We start from the raw sequence: 19,245 nt of genomic DNA, 5'->3' as shown, positions 1-19,245 counted from the left end.
GCGATTTTGAGGAGGGAAAGTTCTCAATGGAAGCAGATTATGTAGTCGTGGGCGCAGGCTCCGCTGGGTGTGTTGTCGCTAACCGATTGAGTGCAAACCCAAAAAATCGCGTGATTCTGCTAGAGGCCGGTGGACGTGATTTGAACCCGTGGATTCACATTCCCGTTGGGTACTTCAAGACAATCCACAATCCGGCAGTCGATTGGTGCTACAAAACCGAACCCGATCCGGGTCTGAATGGCCGCTCAATCGAGTGGCCACGGGGCAAAGTGCTAGGCGGATCGTCCTCCTTGAACGGGCTTTTGTACGTGCGCGGCCAAGCGCAAGACTACGATCGCTGGGCCCAGATGGGCAACAAAGGCTGGTCATGGGATGATGTCCTGCCACTGTTCAAACGCGCCGAAAGCAATGAGCGCGGCGCAGATGAATTTCACGGCAGCGATGGTCCCCTGTCCGTCTCCAACATGCGGATTGAGCGCCCGATTACCGACGCATGGGTCAAGGCCGCGCAGGCCGCAGGGTATCCGTTCAACCCCGATTACAACGGCGCAAGCCAAGAGGGCGTGGGCTTTTTCCAGCTGACCGCGCGCAATGGGCGGCGATGTTCGGCGGCGGTGGCCTATCTGAACCCGGCGCGCAAGCGGCCCAACCTGCGAATCGTCACCCATGCGCAGGTTGACCGCGTCACGCTAGAGAACGGCCGCTGCACAGGGGTCGAATACACGGATCGCGGCGGTGTCGTGCATCATGTCAAAGCTGCGCGCGAAGTGATCCTCTCTGGCGGCGCGATCAATTCGCCGCAACTGCTGATGCTGTCGGGCATTGGTGAGGCAGCCCAACTGGCCGAGCACGGGATTGAGGTGCAGGCCGACCTGCCCGGCGTTGGCAAAAACATGCAAGACCACCTACAGGCGCGGTTGGTTTACAAATGCAACGAGCCGACGCTGAACGACGAGGTCCGCTCTCTTTGGGGGCAGGCCAAGATCGGGCTGCGCTATGTGGCCAACCGCACGGGGCCAATGACCATGGCCGCAAGCCTTGCGACTGGTTTTTTGAAAACGCGCGAAACGGTTGAAACACCTGACATCCAATTCCACGTCCAACCCCTATCGGCCGAAAACCCAGGCAAAGGTGCGGACCCGTTTTCGGCCTTTACGATGTCGGTGTGCCAGCTTCGCCCCGAATCGAAGGGTGAGATTCGGCTCAAGTCGCGCAATCCGCGCGCATATCCCGCAATCATCCCCAATTACCTTAGCACCAAGACCGACTGCGATACCGTGGTTGAAGGCGTCAACATCGCCCGCCGGATCGCACGCCACGCCCCCCTGACCGAGAAGATATCGCAAGAGTTTCGGCCCAATGCCGACCTGCCGATGGATGATTATGACGCGACGCTTGATTGGGCGCGCTCGAACACGGCGTCGATCTATCACCCGACGGGCACCTGCAAAATGGGCACCGACAAGACGGCGGTGGTGGATGCGGCCTTGCGCGTACACGGTATCCACGGGCTGCGCGTGGCGGATTGCTCGATCATGCCGGAAATCGTGTCGGGCAACACAAACGCGCCCGCGATCATGATCGGTGAGAAATGCGCCGACCTGATCCTATCAGAGGTAAACTAAGCGGCTATTCGCGCAAGATCGCCTCAATCTGGGGGCCGAGCTCCATCTGGAGGGCCTGAATATTTGGGGCCATTTGCTGCATCGTGGACTGCATCAAAACAGGCATCTTGGCCATGATCTCTGCGCCATGTTCGGATTAATAAAAGGCGATCAGCGCCTCTAGCTCAGCGGCCGAAAACGTCGCGGCGGACCCGGTGATCATCAACTCCACCATACGCGGACGAAGGCTCGCCATTGATTTGGCCATCGTCTCACCCAGCCGGGTCGCTTGGTCTTGGCTGACCTGCATGCCGGGCGGCAATTGCGCCAAAACACCACCTGCGAGAGCCTCGGGGGCGAAAAGATCGTCCATCATTTTCTGCACAGTGGGCAGCTCAACATACTGCTGCGCGAGGGCCCGGTTGTCTTGCGACGCCGCGGGAAAAGCCATCAGAGCAAATGCTACTGCCAAGGGGAAAAGCTTCATGAAATATCCTTTTTCGGTCATCAAATTGGGACTTGGGGTTTGTCAGCCCGCCAGCGTTTCAACGATATGCGCGCCAATCGGTAACGCGGATGTGGCCGCGGGAGACGGCGCGTTGCACACATGCAGCATCCGCGCCGTCCGCTTGAGCAAGAAGTCATGCACCAACGTACCGTCGCGCGCGACCGCTTGCGCCCGAATGCCCGCAGGATAGGGTTGCAGATCTTCTAGCTCCAACCCCGGAGCATAGCGCTGGCACAGTTTAAGGTACCGCTTTCGGCTGAGCGAATTGCGCATTTCTCCTACGCCGTGGCTTAGGTTTTTGGCCATTACACGCCAGAACCCCGCGTAGCCCGCCATCTCGGCCATATCGCGCAAGGACACATCTGTCTTGGCATAACCTTCACGCGACAGCCCCAGCACCGCGTTCGGACCGACCGTCACGTAACCGCCGATCATTCGCGTCAGGTGCACACCCAAAAAGGGGACCGACGGATCGGGCACCGGGTAAATCAGGCTGCGAACGATGTCGTCATGGCGTGGCGCGAGCCGAAAATATTCCCCACGAAACGGCACAATCGCGAAATCCGCCTCAAGGCCTGCCATGCGTGCCAAACGGTCCGCTTGCAGCCCGCCGCACACGACCAGTTGCCGGGTTTGATACGTGGCCATATCCGTCTCAACCGTGACGCTATCGGCCCGCTCTGCGATGGCGCGCACGGTTTGGCCAAGATGCAAATCGCCACCCTGTGCGGTGATTTCCCGACCCATCGCGACCGTGATCGCGGGGTAGTTCGCGATGCCCGTGACCGACACGAACAAGGCCCCAACCCCGCGCACGTTAGGCTCTCGCTCCGACAATTCCTCGGCCCCGAGGCGCGTGATCTGAAGCCCGTTTTGCGTGGCGCGCTCATGCAGGTCGGCCATGCGAGCCAGCTCACTGTGTTCAGTGGCGACAATCATCTTGCCGCTTTGCTCTACCGGGATGTTGTGGGCGCGCGAAAACGCGAGGGTCGCATCCACACCCGCCCGGCAAAACCGCGCCTTCATGCTGCCCGGCGCATAATAGACGCCTGCGTGAATGACCCCGCTGTTGTGGCCCGTCTGATGTGCGGCCAAATCGGGCTCTTTCTCGATCAGGCCGATGCGCGCGTCGGGGTATGTTTGCCCCAGTTGCATCGCGGTTGAGGCGCCAACAATACCCCCGCCAATCACAAGATAATCGTACATCTGGCTCATTCCGCGCCCAGCCCCCCAATTGCCTCCCGAAAGGCTAGTGCCGCCCGCCCCCAGATGTCCACATCCAGCTGATCCAACCCCATCAGGACCGGCAAAAGCTGTGCGGCAAAATCCTCAGAGGATTCGAGCGGCAGCATAGAGGGAAGGTTATCAATAGCTGTGACATCCAACGCCGGGGCATCGTGGACGCGCAGCGCCGGTGTTTCCCACGTGGTGACACGGTCATAAACCTTGATCGGGGAAAACGCGCTGTCCGGGTCGCAGGCAATGTCGCCGATGACCGACAATTGCCGTGCCGCGGCACCTGCGTCACTGGCCACAAAGACCGGGGTGCCGGGCCGTGCAAGGATGCAATTCAGAAAGATGTTATGGGCCAAGACCTCTGGGAAGGGGCCGCCATGGGCGGTCTCATCCATATCCCATTTCGTCACGGCCACGCCCATCGCGGCGCACAAATCTGCGGCCCCTGCGCCCACACGCCCCAAGGCCCCGATGATTAGGGCGGTGGGCGGGGCCGCGTTGATGTCCGCCAAATCCGCGCGCAATGCGGCGCGCATATCGTCAGCGGTCCCATAGGCATCCACGGGCCCACACAGGGCACCTCGCTGCTGCGCGACCCAGCACATCAAGGCCACGGCCGCTCCTGCGTATCCCGCCCAATAGCCGAACGCCGCCACCCTGCGGCCTTGGGCATCGACCAAATATTCGAGGTCATAGAGCGCCCCACCACCTGTACGAAAACGCTGCAACAAGACCTGCCCTGCGGGCTGTCCCTTGTAGGCGTGACCAAACATGATGTGGCGATGGATCAGAGGTGTGCCATCCTCGGGCAACTCCTTGAGGCCAAAAATAATCGCATCTTTGGGCGCCCCAGTCCAAGCCCCCTCGGGTGCGATGGCGCACCCGGCGGCGCGGTATGCTTCGGCCTCGATGATCCGGGTTGGGCTTTGCTCAACCGTGACCTGAAAACCGCGCGCGATGAGGATTGCACAGCCCTCTGGCGTGACGCCAACGCGTTGTTCATGTTCGCGGCTCTCGGCGCGTACCCATAAATGTACCATGTGATCTCCTCCCCCAAGGCGTCCGCCTTTTGCAAAGGCGATCCGTTGCAGCCGTCGTTAGTAGTGCGTGCGCGCGGCGCGCCGTTCTGGCGCATCCAAATGCGGCGTCGCCCCGTATTCGGCCACATAAAACGTATCATGTAACCGCTCGACCCGGTGCAGCGATGTATTTGCAGTCTGCACGATCATCTTCATGTGGCCATGGTGGCTTAGGTCTAGCACATGGCGCAACACCATCGCGATCACCCCGGTGGACGTCACCACCAAGCTCCTCCCACCCAATTGCGCAGCATCCTCTAACGCGGCCGTAACGCGGGCATCAAAGTTGGCGTAGGTTTCAGGCACGTCGTCCAACCCATCGGCCTTCCAATGCGAAAACACCTCATCCACGTGCGTGATAAACCCGCCCGTGTCGCCCGGATGGGGCGCGCCTGTTTTCCGTTCAAGGGCTTCGGACAGGGCGAAATAGCTCAGCTCATTCCAGCGCGCATCGACTTGGGGGTTGTCGAACCCGATGCCCGCAGCCGTTTCACGATGCCGCCGCATGTCGCCACAAATAACGTTGTCAAAATGCCCGTTGGTGGCGGACAAATGCTCTCCCAACCAGCGCGCCTGCTGATGACCGAGGTCCGACAACCTGTCGTAGCTCAGCTCATCTTTTGCCGCTGAATTCGCCTGACCGTGGCGCACCAACACGATTTCTGCCATCTTTTCCTGCCCTCTTTTGGCTCCCTTAGGGTCATGCCGTTTCTTATCGGAAAAGCCAATGGCCGATAGCTGCCACACAGGGCGTAAACGGACGATGGCGCGTCGCGGATGTCCTTTTGTGGAAGTGAAAAAATGGGCTAGGGTTTCACGAAATGCGACCGGGAGAGCGCTAGACATGACCGACACCATCCGTTTCACGCTTGACGGCGAACAGATCGAGGCACCCGCTGGGCTGACGATTTGGGAGGTCGCGAATGGCCGCGGCCTCGTGATACCGCATCTGTGCCACAAGCCCGCGCCGGGCTACCGCCCCGACGGAAACTGCCGCGCCTGCATGGTCGAGATTGAAGGCGAGCGGACCTTGGCCGCATCCTGTATCCGCGAACCGGCCGAAGGTATGGTGGTGAATACTGCCTCGGCGCGTCCGGTGGCGGCACGCAAAATGGTCATGGAAATGCTTGTGGCCGACCAGCCCGAGCGCGATGTGGCCCATGATAAATCCAGCCACCTGTGGGACATGGCCGAGGCGAATGGCGTCACCACCAGCCGCCTGCCGACCCTAGAGGCTGAGCGCATCCCCCTGCTCGATGACACCCACGTTGCGATGTCCGTCAACTTGGACGCCTGTATCCAATGTGGCTTGTGCGTGCGCGCCTGCCGCGAGGTGCAGGTCAATGACGTGATCGGCATGGCCGGTCGCGGGCACGACAGCTATCCAACGTTCGATTTCGCCGACCCTATGGGCGAAAGCTCCTGCGTGGCGTGCGGTGAATGTGTGCAAGCCTGCCCCACGGGCGCGTTGATGCCCGCCACTGTGGTGGACGCAGAACAGGTCGGCGACAGCAAGGATTATGACGAAGAAGTTAAGAGCGTTTGCCCCTTCTGCGGCGTCGGCTGCCAGGTCTCTCTCAAGGTCAAAGACGGCCGCGTGAAGTTTGTTGAGGGCATCGATGGTCCCGCAAACGAAGGGCGTTTGTGCGTCAAAGGGCGATTTGGGTTTGACTATATCCACCACGATCATCGCCTGACCAAACCACTAATCCGCCGCGATGACGCCCCTGCCAAGGGGTTGAATGTGGATCCAGCAAACTGGCAAACACACTTCCGCGAAGCCACTTGGGAAGAAGCGCTAGAGGCCGCAAGCGCGGGCCTCAAGGGACGCGGGCGCGATGTTGCAGGCTTTGGCTCTGCCAAATGCACCAACGAAGAAGCCTATTTGTTCCAGAAGTTTATCCGCCAAGGGTTTGGCCATAACAACGTCGATCACTGCACCCGGCTGTGCCATGCGTCATCGGTTGCGGCCTTATTGGAAAACGTGGGTTCGGGCGCGGTCACGGCGACGTTCAATGAAATTGAAAACGCCGATGTGGCCATCGTCATCGGCGCGAACCCGATCGAAAACCACCCCGTTGCAGCGACGTACTTCAAGCAATTCACCAAGCGCGGCGGCAAGCTGATCGTGATGGACCCACGGGGACAAGCACTGAAACGGTTCGCGAGCCACATGCTGCAATTCCGCCCCGGAGCGGACGTCTCGATGCTGAACGCGATCATGCACGTAATCGTGGAAGAAAAACTCTACGATCAACAATACATCGACGCCTACACCGAAAACTGGGAAGCGGAGAAATCGCACCTCGCAGGCTTTGCCCCCGAAGCGATGGAGGCGATCTGCGGGATCGACGCAGAAACCCTACGCGAGGTGGCCCGCACATTCGCAGGCGCCAAAGCCGCGATGATCTTCTGGGGTATGGGCGTCAGCCAGCACATCCACGGCACAGACAACTCTAGGTGCTTGATTTCACTTGCGCTTATGACCGGTCAAGTGGGGCGGCCCGGCTCTGGCTTGCACCCGCTGCGTGGGCAAAACAACGTGCAGGGCGCATCTGATGCGGGCCTTATCCCGATGTTCCTGCCCGACTATCAGACCGTCACCGACGACGGTGTGCGCAGCGCATTTACCGACGTTTGGGGCAGCGGCGATTTTTCGGCTGAAAAGGGCCTGACGGTCACCGAAATTGTGGATGCCATCCACGCCGATCAGATCAAAGCGATGTATATCTTGGGTGAGAACCCCGCCATGTCGGACCCGGATGTGGATCACGCGCGTGCAGCCCTCGCCAAGCTGGATCACCTCGTGGTCCAGGATATTTTCATAACGGAAACAGCGAACTACGCTGATGTGATCCTGCCCGCTTCTGCCTTTGCAGAAAAATCTGGCACTGTGACCAACACCAACCGACAGGTCCAAATGGGACGGCCCGCCGTCGCACCTCCAGGTGAGGCGCGAGAGGATTGGTGGATCACAACCGAACTTGCGAAACGTTGCGGGCTGGACTGGACCTACACCCATCCAAGCGAGATTTTCGCCGAAATGAAGGGCTTTATGAAGTCCCTCGACAACATCACATGGGATCGGCTTGAGGGCGAAAATGCGGTGACTTACCCGTCCCTTTCGCCCACGGACCCCGGTCAAGCCATTGTTTTCTCAGACGGGTTTCCACGGCCCGAAGGGCGCGCGCGCTTCACACCCGCTGATGTGATCCCACCGGCCGAAGCCCCCGATGCGGATTACCCGATGATCCTGACCACCGGGCGGCAGCTTGAGCATTGGCACACCGGTTCCATGACCCGGCGGTCGAGCGTTTTGGACGCGGTTGAGCCGGAAGCGAACGCATCGCTGCACCCCTCAACCCTCAGAAAAATTGGGGTAAACCCCGGTGAGATGGTGCAACTGACCACACGTCGCGGATCGGTCACGATCATGGCGCGGGCGGACCGCGCCGTGGCCCCGGACATGGTGTTCCTGCCCTTTGCATACGTTGAGGCGGCGGCGAACCTGCTGACCAACTCGGCGGTTGATCCATACGGCAAGATCCCCGAGTTCAAATTCAGCGCTGTGCGAGCCGAAAAGCCGGCGGCGATAGCAGCCGAATAAGCTAATGGGCGCTCTGCCCGTTAACCCATCAAGCAAGGCCAAAATACAAAACGCCGCCCATGTCATCATGGGCGGCGTTTTGCTTTAGTCAGTTAAAGAGCGCCTCCTACGAGGCGCCCGATAAGAGCCTACATCAGCTCGCGGACATCCGTCAGACGGCCCGTAATCGCGGCAGCAGCTGCCATTGCGGGCGACATCAAGTGCGTGCGCCCACCCCGGCCCTGACGACCCTCAAAGTTACGGTTAGAGGTCGCGGCACACCGCTCGCCCGGTGCCAATTGGTCCGGGTTCATCGCTAGACACATCGAACAGCCCGCAAGGCGCCATTCAAAACCGGCCTCTTTGAAGATGTCGGCCAAGCCTTCTTCTTCGGCTTGCGCGCGCACAAGGCCAGACCCTGGCACGACCATCGCGCGGATCCCGTCTTTCTTCTTTTTGCCCTTCAGGATCGCGGCAGCGGCACGCAGATCCTCAATCCGGCCATTGGTGCAAGACCCGATAAAGACCGTATCAATGGCAACCTCAGCCAGAGGCGTGCCCGCAGTTAGCCCCATGTAATCGAGCGAACGTTGCGCTGCATCGACCTTGCCGCCTTTGAAGTCAGATGCGGATGGCACGGCTGCAGTGATGGGCAAAACATCCTCGGGCGAGGTGCCCCACGTGACGGTCGGTGCGATGTCTTCGCCCCGGATCGTCAGGACCTTGTCCCATGCCGCATCATCGTCGGAATAGAGCGTTTTCCACCAGTTCATCGCGGCTTCCCACTGGGCACCTTTCGGGGCGTGGGGGCGGCCTTCGACATATGCGTATGTGGTTTCATCTGGTGCGATCAGGCCTGCGCGTGCGCCGCCCTCGATGGCCATGTTACAGATGGTCATACGACCTTCCATGGACAGATCGCGGATCGCCTCACCGCAGTATTCAATCACGTAGCCGGTGCCGCCTGCGGTCCCGGTCTCACCGATGATGGTCAGAACGATGTCCTTGGCGGTCACGCCCGGCGCCAGCTTGCCGGTGATCTCGACCTTCATGTTCTTGGATTTTTTCTGGATCAGCGTTTGCGTGGCCAGAACGTGCTCAACCTCGGATGTGCCGATGCCGTGGGCCAGCGCGCCAAATGCGCCGTGGGTCGCGGTGTGGCTGTCGCCGCACACAACGGTCATGCCGGGCAATGTCCAGCCCTGCTCGGGGCCGACGATGTGCACGATACCCTGACGCACGTCAGATACGGGATAGTAGTGAATACCAAAATCCTTGGCGTTCTTGTCGAGCGCGGCCACCTGAATGGCCGAATCCTCGGTCATGTTGGCGGGGTCTTCACGACCCGGGGTCGTCGGGACGTTATGATCAGGCACCGCGATGGTTTTTTCTGGTGCGCGCACCGTGCGGCCCGTCAGGCGTAGGCCTTCGAACGCCTGCGGCGAGGTCACTTCGTGCACAAGGTGGCGGTCGATATATAGCAGGCTGGTGCCGTCTTCGGCTTCATGCGCGAGGTGCGCGTCCCAGATTTTGTCGTAGAGCGTTTTGGGGGACATGATGGGGTCCTCTCCCGTGATGTTGTTGGTGAGCGTCTGTGGTCTGTTCAGGGGTGGGCGGGTCAGCCGAGCCGCGCGCGCACGCTCATGGAGGCGCCGTAAAAGCGTTCACGCAGTCGGGCGCGATCATCCATGAGAATAAAGGTCGTCATGACGCTGAGATACAACCGGATCGCGCCCTTCGCAAGGGACGCGTTTCACACCGCCTTCGCAAGCCTCAGATCCGGCGCGCCGACCTGAGGAGCCATGGCCCTTGCCGCGGGCACATCTGTGGCGCACTCTGCCCAAATGGCCAATCATGACAGTCCACAAACCGACGCAACCACCCTAGAGGTCGCCAGCGACACGGCGCAGATGATCCTGCGGCAGGCGGAGCTTTTCGCATCGGGACTTTTGCGCATCTCAAGCCTGACCCAGATCGTAATCCTTGTGGTGCTGTTGTTGGTTGCCGAAGGCGCGCGCAGGGTCCTGACCCCAAAGCTAGAGGCATGGGTCCGCACCCGCGAGGGCATGCCAAAGTGGCAATTGCGTTGGCTGGTCGTGGTGCGCAACCGGTTGCGTGGGATCGTCTTTGTCCTTCTTGCGTGGGGCGCCTTGGCCATCATGCAAGAGATGTTTCGGTTTCCTTCGCGCTACTACCTGATTGCGATTGCGGCCAATCTGGCCACCGCTTGGCTGATCGTGGCCTTTGCCACACGGCTCATCAAAAACAATGCCTTACGCCGCATTGTGAATTGGGCCGCTTGGATATGGATCACACTGCGCCTTCTGCAACTGGATGACGACACGCAGGTCGTGTTGGACAGTGCCCGCATCGGGATGGGCGATAGCTCCATCAGCTTGTGGCAAATCCTGCAAGGCGCGGCCCTTCTGGCGGTTCTGGTGATGGGCGCACGCTTTATCACCCGCACCACCGCTGAGCGGCTGCAAACCAATGAGGACATGTCCCCCTCGATGCGGGTTTTGGCCATCAAGGTCATCCAAGTCGTGTTTTATGGGGCAGCGATCTTTATCGGGTTGGGAACCGTCGGGATCGACCTGACCGGGCTTGCGGTTTTGTCCGGGGCGATCGGCGTCGGGCTTGGGTTCGGGTTGCAAAAGGTCGTGTCGAACCTTGTGTCGGGCGTCATCATTCTGTTGGACAAGTCGATCAAACCCGGCGACGTGATTTCCCTTGGGGACACCTTTGGCTGGATCCAAACGCTGGGTGCGCGCTACGCCAGTGTGGTCACCCGCGACGGCAAGGAATATCTGATCCCGAATGAGGACCTGATCACAGGCCAAGTGGTGAACTGGTCCCACTCCAATGAGTTCGTGCGCCTCGATATCCACTTTGGCACCGCTTACAACGACGACCCCCATCTGGTGCGCAAGGTCGCGATAGAAGCCGCGCAAGGTGTGGACCGCGTCCTCAGCCACCGCCCGCCTGTTTGCCATGTCGTGGGGTTTGGCGACAGTTCGGTGGATTATATCCTGCGGTTTTGGATCAAAGACCCCACCGGCGGGCTGACCAACATTCGCGGCAATGTGTTCTTGGCTTTGTGGGATGCCTTCCGCGAGCATGGCATTTCCATCCCCTTCCCTCAGCGAGAGGTCACGATGCTGCCCGCCGCACAACATGACGCGGATCAACCACCGGCCTAACGTTTAAGGCCCCACGATACGCCGTTCGCAGTAGCCTTAACCCATGGGGGCTGGACATTCCGCCCATCACAGGGCATCAGGCCGCTTCCGCACACCTGCGGATATCATTGTTTTGCGGCTCAACCTTTGGTAGCCTACGGACAGGACGCGCGAGAGGCGCACCATTTTTTGGAGGATCAGACCCTGTCTGCTCAGACCCCGGGCGCCACGACAGCGCCACACGCAACCAGCGACACGGCCGCTTCGGACGCTACGCTTGCTCTTATCCTGACATCGCTGGAGGCCGAAAAGGCCGAAGATATTGTGCAGATCGACCTGCGCGGCAAAACCTCGATGGCGGACCACATGGTGGTTTGCTCGGGCCGCTCGACCCGTCAAGTAAGCGCCCTGTCCGAAAAGCTGGCCGAAGTTCTTAAGGTCCAACTGGGCCGGAGCTGCAAAATCGAAGGCAAAGGCGCCGGTGATTGGGTGCTGCTCGACGCAGGTGACGTAATTGTCCACGTGTTCCGCCCTGAAGTGCGCGAGTTCTACCAACTGGAAAAGATGTGGCAAGCCAGCCCCTCTGACCCCGCCTCGGCGAACGCCGCGAAGGTCTGATGCGCGTCCACCTGTGCGTTGTGGGCCGGCTCCGTAAGGGGCCAGAAAAAGCGTTAATCGATGATTATCTCACCCGGTTTGACCGCACGGGGCGCAGTCTAGGACTGGGTCCTGCGCGTGTCGTTGAGGTTGAGGATAAACGCGGCGGCGGCATGGCTGCTGAAGCCGAGTTGCTGCGCCGTGCGCTGCCGACCGGTGCCGCACTCTGGTGTCTTGATGAACGTGGTGAGGTGATGACATCACCTACGTTCGCCGACCGGTTAGGCCGCGTGCGCGATCAGGGCCGGGGTGATCTGGCCTTTGTGATTGGCGGCGCGGACGGCATCGATTCAAGCCTCAGGGCGCAAGCGGACATGACCCTCAGCTTTGGCGCGATGGTTTGGCCGCATATGTTGGTCCGGGTCATGCTGGCCGAACAGATGTACCGCGCCGCAAGCATTTTGGCAGGCAGCCCCTACCACAGGGTCTAAGCCGCGCCGCTACCGGGACTTGTCCCGCCACGGTCCTTGGTCCAAAAGATGCCCATGACCAAACAAACCACCCCCGCCAAAGCGCCCGTCGTCCTGTGTATTCTGGATGGATGGGGCCTATCCGACACGCCCGCAACATCGGCCCCTGATGTGGCGCATACGCCCACGATGGACCGCCTGATGGCGACCTGCCCCAATGCCACGCTCATTACCCATGGCCCTGATGTGGGCCTGCCCCGCGGGCAAATGGGCAACTCAGAGGTGGGGCACATGAATATCGGCGCAGGCCGGGTCGTTGCGATGGATTTGGGCCAGATTGATCTGGCGGTTGAGGATGGCAGCTTTGCCACCGCGCCCTCTCTGACGGCTTGGATCGACAGCCTCAAGGCATCGGGCGGCACTGCGCACCTGATGGGCGTTGTGTCTGATGGCGGCGTGCATGGGCACCTGTCCCACATCATCGCCGCCGTTGATGCGATCACCGCAGCCGGAGTGCCCGTGGCCATTCACGCCATCACCGATGGCCGCGATGTGGCCCCGCAATCCGCTGATGGCTTTCTTGGCCAACTTCAATCCGCCCTGCCCTCTGGCGCGCAGATCGCGACAGTCATCGGCCGCTACTGGGCGATGGACCGTGACACACGCTGGGACCGTGTTGAGCGCGCTTATGATGCGATGGTCTATGCCAAAGGCGATGCGGCCCCGGATGCAGCCACCGCCGTCGCGCAAAGCTATGCCAAAGGGGAAACAGACGAATTTATCGCACCAACGGTCTTGCCCGGTCACACCGGGATAGCCGCGGGCGACGGGTTCTTTTGCCTCAACTTCCGTGCCGACCGTGCCCGCGAAATCCTCAGCGCGCTGGCCGATCCTGCGTTCGACGGGTTCGCGCGGACACAAACGCCGCTGCATATGTTGGGCATGGTCGACTACTCCGAGGCGCACAACGCCTTTATGGCGACGGTCTACCCCAAAAAACAGGTCGAAAACACACTGGGCGCATGGGTGGCTCAGGCCGGAAAACGGCAATTTCACCTCGCGGAGACCGAAAAATACCCACACGTCACGTTCTTTTTGAACGGCGGCAAGGAAACGCCAGAACCGGGCGAGGATCGGTTCATGCCGAAATCACCCGCAGTCGCGACCTATGACTTGCAACCCGAGATGTCTGCAGCCGAAGTGACCGAGCATTTCATCGGCGCAATCAATGCAGGCTATGACCTGATCGTTGTGAACTACGCCAACCCCGATATGGTCGGCCACACCGGGGACCTCGCGGCGGCAGCCAAGGCCTGCGAAGCGGTGGATGCCGGGCTTGGTGCGGCCCTAGCGGCCCTAGAAGCCAAAGGCGGCGCCGCGATTATCTGCGCCGACCACGGCAATTGCGAAACCATGGTTGAGCCGACGACAGGCGCGCCGCACACCGCCCATACGCTCAACCCTGTTCCGGTGATCATGGTCGGCGGCCCCACAGGCGCGACGATGCAGGACGGGCGTTTGGCCGACCTCGCGCCCACAGTGCTGGCCCTGATGGGGCTGCAACCACCGCCCGAAATGACAGGCCGGTGCCTGTTCGGATGACCCTGCGCGCGGTCATCATGGCCGCCACACTGGCGGGCACGTTGGGCGCGCTATCCATCGGGCCTGCCCGCGCACAAACGCTGGAACAAACGGCCCGCGCCGCAGCCGAGCAGTTGATCGCAGCGGGTGATCTGCTTGCGGATGCCAACCGCGCCTCGGACCGGATTGCGGCCCTTACCCGGACCGTTCGCGCCTATGAGGACGGGCTGTCCGCGCTGCGCGATGGCCTGCGGCAGGTCAATGCCCGCGAACGGGTGCTAACGGCTGAATTTGAGGACCGCCGCGCCGAGGTGGCCCAACTGTTGGGTGTGCTTGCACGGATTGGGCATACGCCCGCGCCCCTTTTGAACCTGCATCCTTCGGGGCCTGTTGGCACGGCCCAAGCGGGGCAAATGGTGGCCGCGATCACCCCCGCCTTACAGGCAAAGGTCGACACACTCAGCACAGATTTGGCTGACCTTGCGCTTTTGCGGGACCTGCAAAACCACGCCCGCACAACGCTAGAGACAGGATTGGCCGAGGTGCAGACCGCACGCACCGAGCTGGCAACCGCCCTATCCAACCGCACGGACAGGCCCCAACGATTTGTACAGGACGCGGACGCCATGGCGACCCTTGTGCAAAACGCCGATACTTTGTCCGGCTTTGCCGATGGGCTGAGCACGTTGTCTAGTGCAGGCATGACGCCCGCGCCCGAGGCCGCAACCACGGCCCTGCCCCTGCCCGTCACCGGCCAAGTGCTGCGCACCTTTGGCGAGGCAGATGCCGCCGGAATTGTCCGCAACGGCTGGCTTATCGCCACAACACCCGGCGCTTTGGTCACATCTCCGTTAGACGCGACCATTCGCTATGCTGGGCCCTTGTTGGACCAGGGGCAAGTGATCATCCTTGAACCCAGCCCCAACGAATTGATCATTCTTGCTGGAATGTCAGAGGCTTATGGCACATCCGGAACGATCCTGAACCAAGGCGCACCCGTCGGCGTGATGGGCGGCACCTTGCCACGCGCGCAGGATTTTCTGCGCGAGGTGGGACAAGGTGGTGGCGCAGGCCGCTCCGAGACGCTTTATATAGAGGTAAGAGACCGGAACACACCGGTGGACCCCGCGGATTGGTTTGCCCAATAGGCCCGCCGCTTGATGCATAAAAGAGAGATCATATGAAAAAGATGCTCATGGCCGCCGCAGTCGGCACGATTACCGGGATTGGCGCGACAACCTACATCGCTGGCCCTTTGCTTGCCGAAGAAGCTGGCGATAGAGCGAGTGTGTATGAACAGCTCGACCTGTTCGGCATAATTTTTGAGCGTATCCGCACCCAATACGTCGAGGAAGTCGATGAGGGTGAACTGATTGAAGCCGCCATCAACGGCATGCTGACCTCACTTGACCCGCATTCCAGCTACCTGCCGCCCCAGGCCTTTACGGCCATGCAGGTGGACAACCGGGGTGAATTCGGTGGCCTTGGCATTGAGGTCCAACAGGAAAGCGGCTTTGTGAAGGTTGTCACACCGATGGACGGCAGCCCCGCGCTAGAAGCGGGCATTGAGGCGGGCGATTTTATCACCGCAGTAGATGGCGAAAGCCTACTTGGCCTGACGCTTGGCGAAGCGGTTGAGTTGATGAAGGGCCCTGTGGGCACCGATGTTGAGCTGACCGTGCGGCGCGAAGGCGTAGAGGAGCCGCTGGAGATTGGCGTTACCCGCGGTAACATCAAGCTGACCGCCGCGCGCGTGCGCACCGAAGGCGACAGCGTCGTGGTGCGGGTCTCGACCTTTAACGAACAGACCCTGCCCAACGTGCGCGACGGCATGGAGCGTGAGATCGAAGCCGCGGGCGGTTTGGACAGCATCAACGGCGTCGTGCTGGATTTGCGCAATAACCCCGGTGGCCTGCTAACGGCAGGCGTCGAACTGGCCGATATCTTCCTTGAGCAGGGTGAAATCGTCTCAACCCGGGGGCGCAACCCGCGTGACGGCGACCGGTTCAACGCGCGCCCCGGTGATACGATCAACGGCCTGCCGCTGGTCGTGTTGATCAACGGTGGTTCGGCCTCCGCGTCTGAGATCGTGGCAGGTGCATTGCAGGACCACCGCCGCGCTGTGGTTGTGGGCACCAAAAGCTTTGGCAAAGGGTCGGTGCAGTCGATCATGCCGGTGCAGGGTGACGGGGCGATGCGCCTGACGACCTCGCGCTACTACACCCCTTCGGGTCGCTCGATCCAAGCCTTGGGCGTATCCCCCGATATCGTCGTGCAGCAACCGCCACGCGTGCAGCAGACCGAAGAAGAGGCCGATGATCGCCCCCGCCGCTCTGAGGCGGGTCTGCGTGGGTCCATCTCAAACGACAGCCTGAGCGAAGATCAGCAACAGCAAATCCTGCAAGAGCAGGAAGCCGCTGAGCAGGCTGCGCAACTGCGCACCGACGATTACCAACTGGCGTATGCTGTTGATATCCTCAAAGGCCTCAGCGCCATCGACATGGCGGCGCAATAAACCGATGATCACATTAGAAGACGCAGCCAAGCTGCCGTACAGGCCCAACGTAGGCCTGTGCCTTCTCAACCCTGATGGGTTAATCTGGGCGGGTGAGCGGATTGACACTCCCGGCGCGTGGCAGATGCCACAGGGCGGCGTGGACGCAGGCGAAGACCTGCGCACCGCTGGCCTGCGCGAGCTGGAGGAAGAGACCGGCCTGCGCGCCGATCAGGTCGACGTGCTGGGCCAAACCGCGACACCCCTGCGCTACGACCTGCCACTGGATCTGTTGCCCAAGCTTTGGAAGGGCCGGTTTCGCGGCCAAGAGCAGACATGGTTTCGCATGCGCATGCTCGCGCCCGACACGGCCATCGTGATCGAAACCGAGCACCCGGAATTCCTGCGCTGGCAGTGGATGCGTGGGCCTGACCTGCTAGATGCCATCGTTCCGTTCAAGCGCGACATTTACCGCGATGTCTTACGGGAATTCGCACTGCTGTAGCGACGATATACCCCCTTGGCCTGCGCCCCTCTGAGCGCGCAGGCTGTGCGTTATGTTGCGCATCGCTTTCACTGCCCTGATAGTCGCGTCTTCGGCGCAGGCGCAGTCCTGCCGGGAGGCGCCCACCCTATCGGACAGTTTTCGCTTCGCCGCAGGCTCGGACCGGGCCTATGTGCTTGCGGCTGGCATTGTGGACCGGCTGGGTGGACAGCAAAGCACCGCACGCACGGATCTGCGCGGTGTGCCGCAATCCTTTGAGGCCAAGGCCCGATTTACCGGCGTTCGCGCAGGTGCAGGCGGGCTGAACCAACGCTTCAATGAAATCATCACAGTTGAAGTGAGTTGCGCAGGACTGCGATGCGGGGCCGTGCCCCAAGGCGGGTTCATCGTGTTTCTAGAGCGGCGCGGCGACACCCACGTGTTGCGGTCCGGTCCCTGCCCCGATTACGCACTCCACCGTGACAGCCCAGCCGCGCGCGCCGAAGTGCGCGCCTGCCTTGCTGGGCAATGCCCGCGTTAAAGCAACCCGAGCGATTTGGTCCGTTGGCCGGCGCGGTTCATCGCCTCGACCAATGCCTCACTGATCCCCGGCTCTGACAGGGCGTGGCCTGCGTTAGGGATCATATGCAAGGTGCTGCCCGACCATGCATCCGACAAAGCCTGCGCCGAATAGGGCGGGCAGATCATATCATACCGGCCCTGCACGATCACACCGGGTGTGCCTGCAATCCGGCCAAGGTTGTTCAAGATCCAACCGTCGGATTCGAGCCAACCTTTGTTCACGAAATAATGGTTCTCAAGCCGCGAAAACGCCCGGGCGTATTCCGCGGGGCTATCCCCACCGTGGCCTTGGCTCGCCATCGAGGCCAACGCATTTTCCCACGCGGCCCAAGCCCGCGCATAGCGGGTCTCCTGCATCAGATCACCGGAGAATAGCCGAGAATGATAGGCCGCAATCAGGTCGTCCCGCTCTTCCTCGGGAATGAGGCCGACAAACCGCGCCCATTGCTCGGGCCAGAATTGCCCCGCTCCGCCGCCGTAAAACCAATCCAACTCTCGCTGCATCATAAGGAAAACACCACGCACCGCGAGATAACCGACGCGCTCGGGATGCGTGATCGCGTAGATCAACGCCAGCGTCGCCCCCCATGAGCCGCCGAAAACCGCCCACCGATCGATGCCCAGCGTGTTTCGAATGGCCTCAATATCGCGCACAAGGTGCCAAGTTGTATTGTCCTTGACCACCGCATGGGGGCGCGAGCGGCCACATCCACGCTGATCAAACAGAATGATCCGCCACACATTGGGGTCGAAATAGCGCCGCATAGATGGGCTACAGCCGCCACCGGGGCCACCATGCAGCACAATCACCGGCGCGCCTTCGGGGTTGCCACACTGCTCTACATAGATGCGGTGCCCCTCGCCTACCTCTAACATTCGCTGGTCCCAGGGGTCCAACGGCGGGTACAGGTATGCGCCTGCGCGCTTTTGACTCGGGTATCTGTCCATGGGTGCTCTATATAGCCCTTTGGAAACCTTGCACCACACAAACCCTACCGAAGAGTTGCCCCCATGACCACAACAGTTGACGCCGCCGAGATCGCAAAATTCGAAGCCATGGCCGCCGAGTGGTGGGACACCAATGGCAAGTTCAAGCCCCTGCACATGCTGAACCCCTGCCGGTTGGACTACATCACCCAGCAGATCGCGATGGAATTTGACCGTGACTTGACCCAGCCAGAGCCGTTTAAGGGCCTGCGCCTGCTGGATATTGGCTGTGGAGGCGGCCTTTTGGCTGAGCCAATGACGCGGTTGGGTGCAACCGTAGTGGGTGTTGATGCCGCAGAACGGAACATCCCCGTGGCACAGCTACACGCAGAGCAATCCGGCCTCGAAATCGATTACCGCTGCACCACGGCCGAAGATTTGGCCGCCAGTGATGAGCCCCGGTTTGACGTTGTTCTGAACATGGAGGTCGTCGAACATGTGGCCGATCCCCTCGCCTATCTGACAGCCTGCCAGCAATTGATGAAATCGGGTGGACTGATGATCTGCTCCACCCTGAATCGGAACCCCAAAAGCTTTGTCATGGGGATCATCGGCGCCGAATATGTGATGCGCTGGCTGCCCAAAGGTACCCACGACTGGCGCAAGTTCATCACCCCTGACGAACTGTTTCAACTCATTGAACAATCCGGCCTCACACCCGTTGATCGCAAGGGATTTCAGTTCAACCCGGTAACGTGGAAGTGGCGAATCTCCGCCAAGGATCTTTCGGTCAATTATGTGACCGCGAGTATCAAAAGATAACAAAACGTTAACGTCACGAAGCGTCATGTGCTTAACGACTGCGCAACTTTGCCCTATAAGTGCCTTGTTTTCACTCAAATTTGTCCATTTTTAAGG

The 19,245-nt window shown here is 60.7% G+C and carries 17 protein-coding genes; 11 read left to right on the top strand and 6 right to left on the bottom strand.

Annotated elements, in window-relative coordinates:
- Nucleotides 1-26 precede the first annotated feature (26 nt).
- Nucleotides 27-1,625 (top strand): GMC family oxidoreductase, encoded by a 1,599-nt coding sequence (locus THS5294_RS07215; RefSeq protein WP_058123218.1) that lies wholly within the window; start codon nt 27-29, stop codon nt 1,623-1,625.
- A gap of 136 nt (nt 1,626-1,761) precedes the next feature.
- On the opposite strand, the gene THS5294_RS07210 is transcribed toward THS5294_RS07215, so the two are convergent.
- The 4 genes from THS5294_RS07210 to THS5294_RS07195 are packed head-to-tail and all read right to left on the bottom strand — an operon-like array spanning nt 1,762 to nt 5,096.
- The gene (locus tag THS5294_RS07210; protein WP_058123217.1) at nt 1,762-2,091 is read right to left on the bottom strand and encodes a DUF2059 domain-containing protein; all 330 of its coding nucleotides are present in this window, start codon (nt 2,089-2,091) and stop codon (nt 1,762-1,764) included.
- Nucleotides 2,092-2,133: 42 nt separating this feature from the next.
- The gene (gene lhgD, locus THS5294_RS07205; RefSeq protein ID WP_233486432.1) at nt 2,134-3,327 is read right to left on the bottom strand and encodes an L-2-hydroxyglutarate dehydrogenase; all 1,194 of its coding nucleotides are present in this window, start codon (nt 3,325-3,327) and stop codon (nt 2,134-2,136) included.
- Nucleotides 3,324-4,388, bottom strand: a complete 1,065-nt coding sequence (locus THS5294_RS07200) for a saccharopine dehydrogenase (RefSeq protein WP_058123215.1) — start codon at nt 4,386-4,388, stop codon at nt 3,324-3,326. Before THS5294_RS07200 ends, lhgD begins: the two co-directional genes overlap by 4 nt.
- A gap of 57 nt (nt 4,389-4,445) precedes the next feature.
- Nucleotides 4,446-5,096, bottom strand: coding sequence for a histidine phosphatase family protein (locus tag THS5294_RS07195; RefSeq protein ID WP_058123214.1), 651 nt, complete (start codon nt 5,094-5,096; stop codon nt 4,446-4,448).
- 175 nt (nt 5,097-5,271) lie between these two features.
- Here THS5294_RS07195 and fdhF point away from each other — a divergent pair, with 175 nt between their 5' ends.
- Entirely contained in the window at nt 5,272-8,034 is a 2,763-nt protein-coding gene (gene fdhF / locus THS5294_RS07190; protein WP_058123213.1) for a formate dehydrogenase subunit alpha, read from the top strand.
- Between the two features lie 128 nt (nt 8,035-8,162).
- On the opposite strand, the gene leuC is transcribed toward fdhF, so the two are convergent.
- Nucleotides 8,163-9,569 carry a 3-isopropylmalate dehydratase large subunit gene (leuC, locus tag THS5294_RS07185; RefSeq protein WP_038006306.1) on the bottom strand — a complete coding sequence of 469 codons (1,407 nt, stop codon included), beginning with the start codon at nt 9,567-9,569 and terminating at the stop codon, nt 8,163-8,165.
- 288 nt (nt 9,570-9,857) lie between these two features.
- Between leuC and THS5294_RS07180 the strand changes: the two genes are divergently transcribed.
- The 8 genes from THS5294_RS07180 (at nt 9,858) to THS5294_RS07145 (ending at nt 17,359) form a co-directional block, all read left to right on the top strand.
- The gene (locus THS5294_RS07180) at nt 9,858-11,213 is read left to right on the top strand and encodes a mechanosensitive ion channel family protein (protein WP_058123460.1); all 1,356 of its coding nucleotides are present in this window, start codon (nt 9,858-9,860) and stop codon (nt 11,211-11,213) included.
- A gap of 168 nt (nt 11,214-11,381) precedes the next feature.
- The gene (gene rsfS / locus THS5294_RS07175) at nt 11,382-11,810 is read left to right on the top strand and encodes a ribosome silencing factor (RefSeq protein WP_082644972.1); all 429 of its coding nucleotides are present in this window, start codon (nt 11,382-11,384) and stop codon (nt 11,808-11,810) included.
- A complete protein-coding gene (gene rlmH, locus THS5294_RS07170) occupies nt 11,810-12,280 on the top strand; it encodes a 23S rRNA (pseudouridine(1915)-N(3))-methyltransferase RlmH (protein WP_058123212.1) in 471 nt (156 codons plus the stop codon). The genes rsfS and rlmH overlap by 1 nt, the downstream gene beginning before the upstream one ends.
- Nucleotides 12,281-12,334: 54 nt before the next feature.
- Entirely contained in the window at nt 12,335-13,861 is a 1,527-nt protein-coding gene (gene gpmI / locus THS5294_RS07165; protein WP_058123211.1) for a 2,3-bisphosphoglycerate-independent phosphoglycerate mutase, read from the top strand.
- Nucleotides 13,846-14,988: a murein hydrolase activator EnvC family protein gene (locus tag THS5294_RS07160; protein WP_233486431.1), complete on the top strand. Its 1,143-nt coding sequence runs from the start codon at nt 13,846-13,848 to the stop codon at nt 14,986-14,988. The genes gpmI and THS5294_RS07160 overlap by 16 nt, the downstream gene beginning before the upstream one ends.
- A 32-nt stretch (nt 14,989-15,020) precedes the next feature.
- The gene (locus THS5294_RS07155) at nt 15,021-16,355 is read left to right on the top strand and encodes a S41 family peptidase (protein ID WP_058123209.1); all 1,335 of its coding nucleotides are present in this window, start codon (nt 15,021-15,023) and stop codon (nt 16,353-16,355) included.
- A gap of 4 nt (nt 16,356-16,359) precedes the next feature.
- Nucleotides 16,360-16,839, top strand: coding sequence for an RNA pyrophosphohydrolase (locus THS5294_RS07150; protein ID WP_058123208.1), 480 nt, complete (start codon nt 16,360-16,362; stop codon nt 16,837-16,839).
- A 52-nt stretch (nt 16,840-16,891) separates the two neighbouring features.
- On the top strand, nt 16,892-17,359 hold the full coding sequence (locus THS5294_RS07145; protein ID WP_058123207.1) for a hypothetical protein: 468 nt from the start codon (nt 16,892-16,894) through the stop codon (nt 17,357-17,359).
- On the opposite strand, the gene pip is transcribed toward THS5294_RS07145, so the two are convergent.
- A complete protein-coding gene (pip, locus tag THS5294_RS07140) occupies nt 17,356-18,348 on the bottom strand; it encodes a prolyl aminopeptidase (protein WP_038006300.1) in 993 nt (330 codons plus the stop codon). The genes THS5294_RS07145 and pip overlap by 4 nt on opposite strands.
- Nucleotides 18,349-18,411: 63 nt before the next feature.
- Between pip and ubiG the strand changes: the two genes are divergently transcribed.
- Nucleotides 18,412-19,149, top strand: coding sequence for a bifunctional 2-polyprenyl-6-hydroxyphenol methylase/3-demethylubiquinol 3-O-methyltransferase UbiG (ubiG, locus tag THS5294_RS07135; RefSeq protein WP_038006299.1), 738 nt, complete (start codon nt 18,412-18,414; stop codon nt 19,147-19,149).
- Nucleotides 19,150-19,245: the final 96 nt, after the last annotated feature.

The organism is Thalassobacter stenotrophicus, assembly GCF_001458315.1.
GTDB lineage: Bacteria > Pseudomonadota > Alphaproteobacteria > Rhodobacterales > Rhodobacteraceae > Thalassobacter > Thalassobacter stenotrophicus.
The sequence above is the reverse complement of the archived record's forward strand: the minus strand, read 5'-3'. Positions and strand labels throughout refer to the sequence as shown.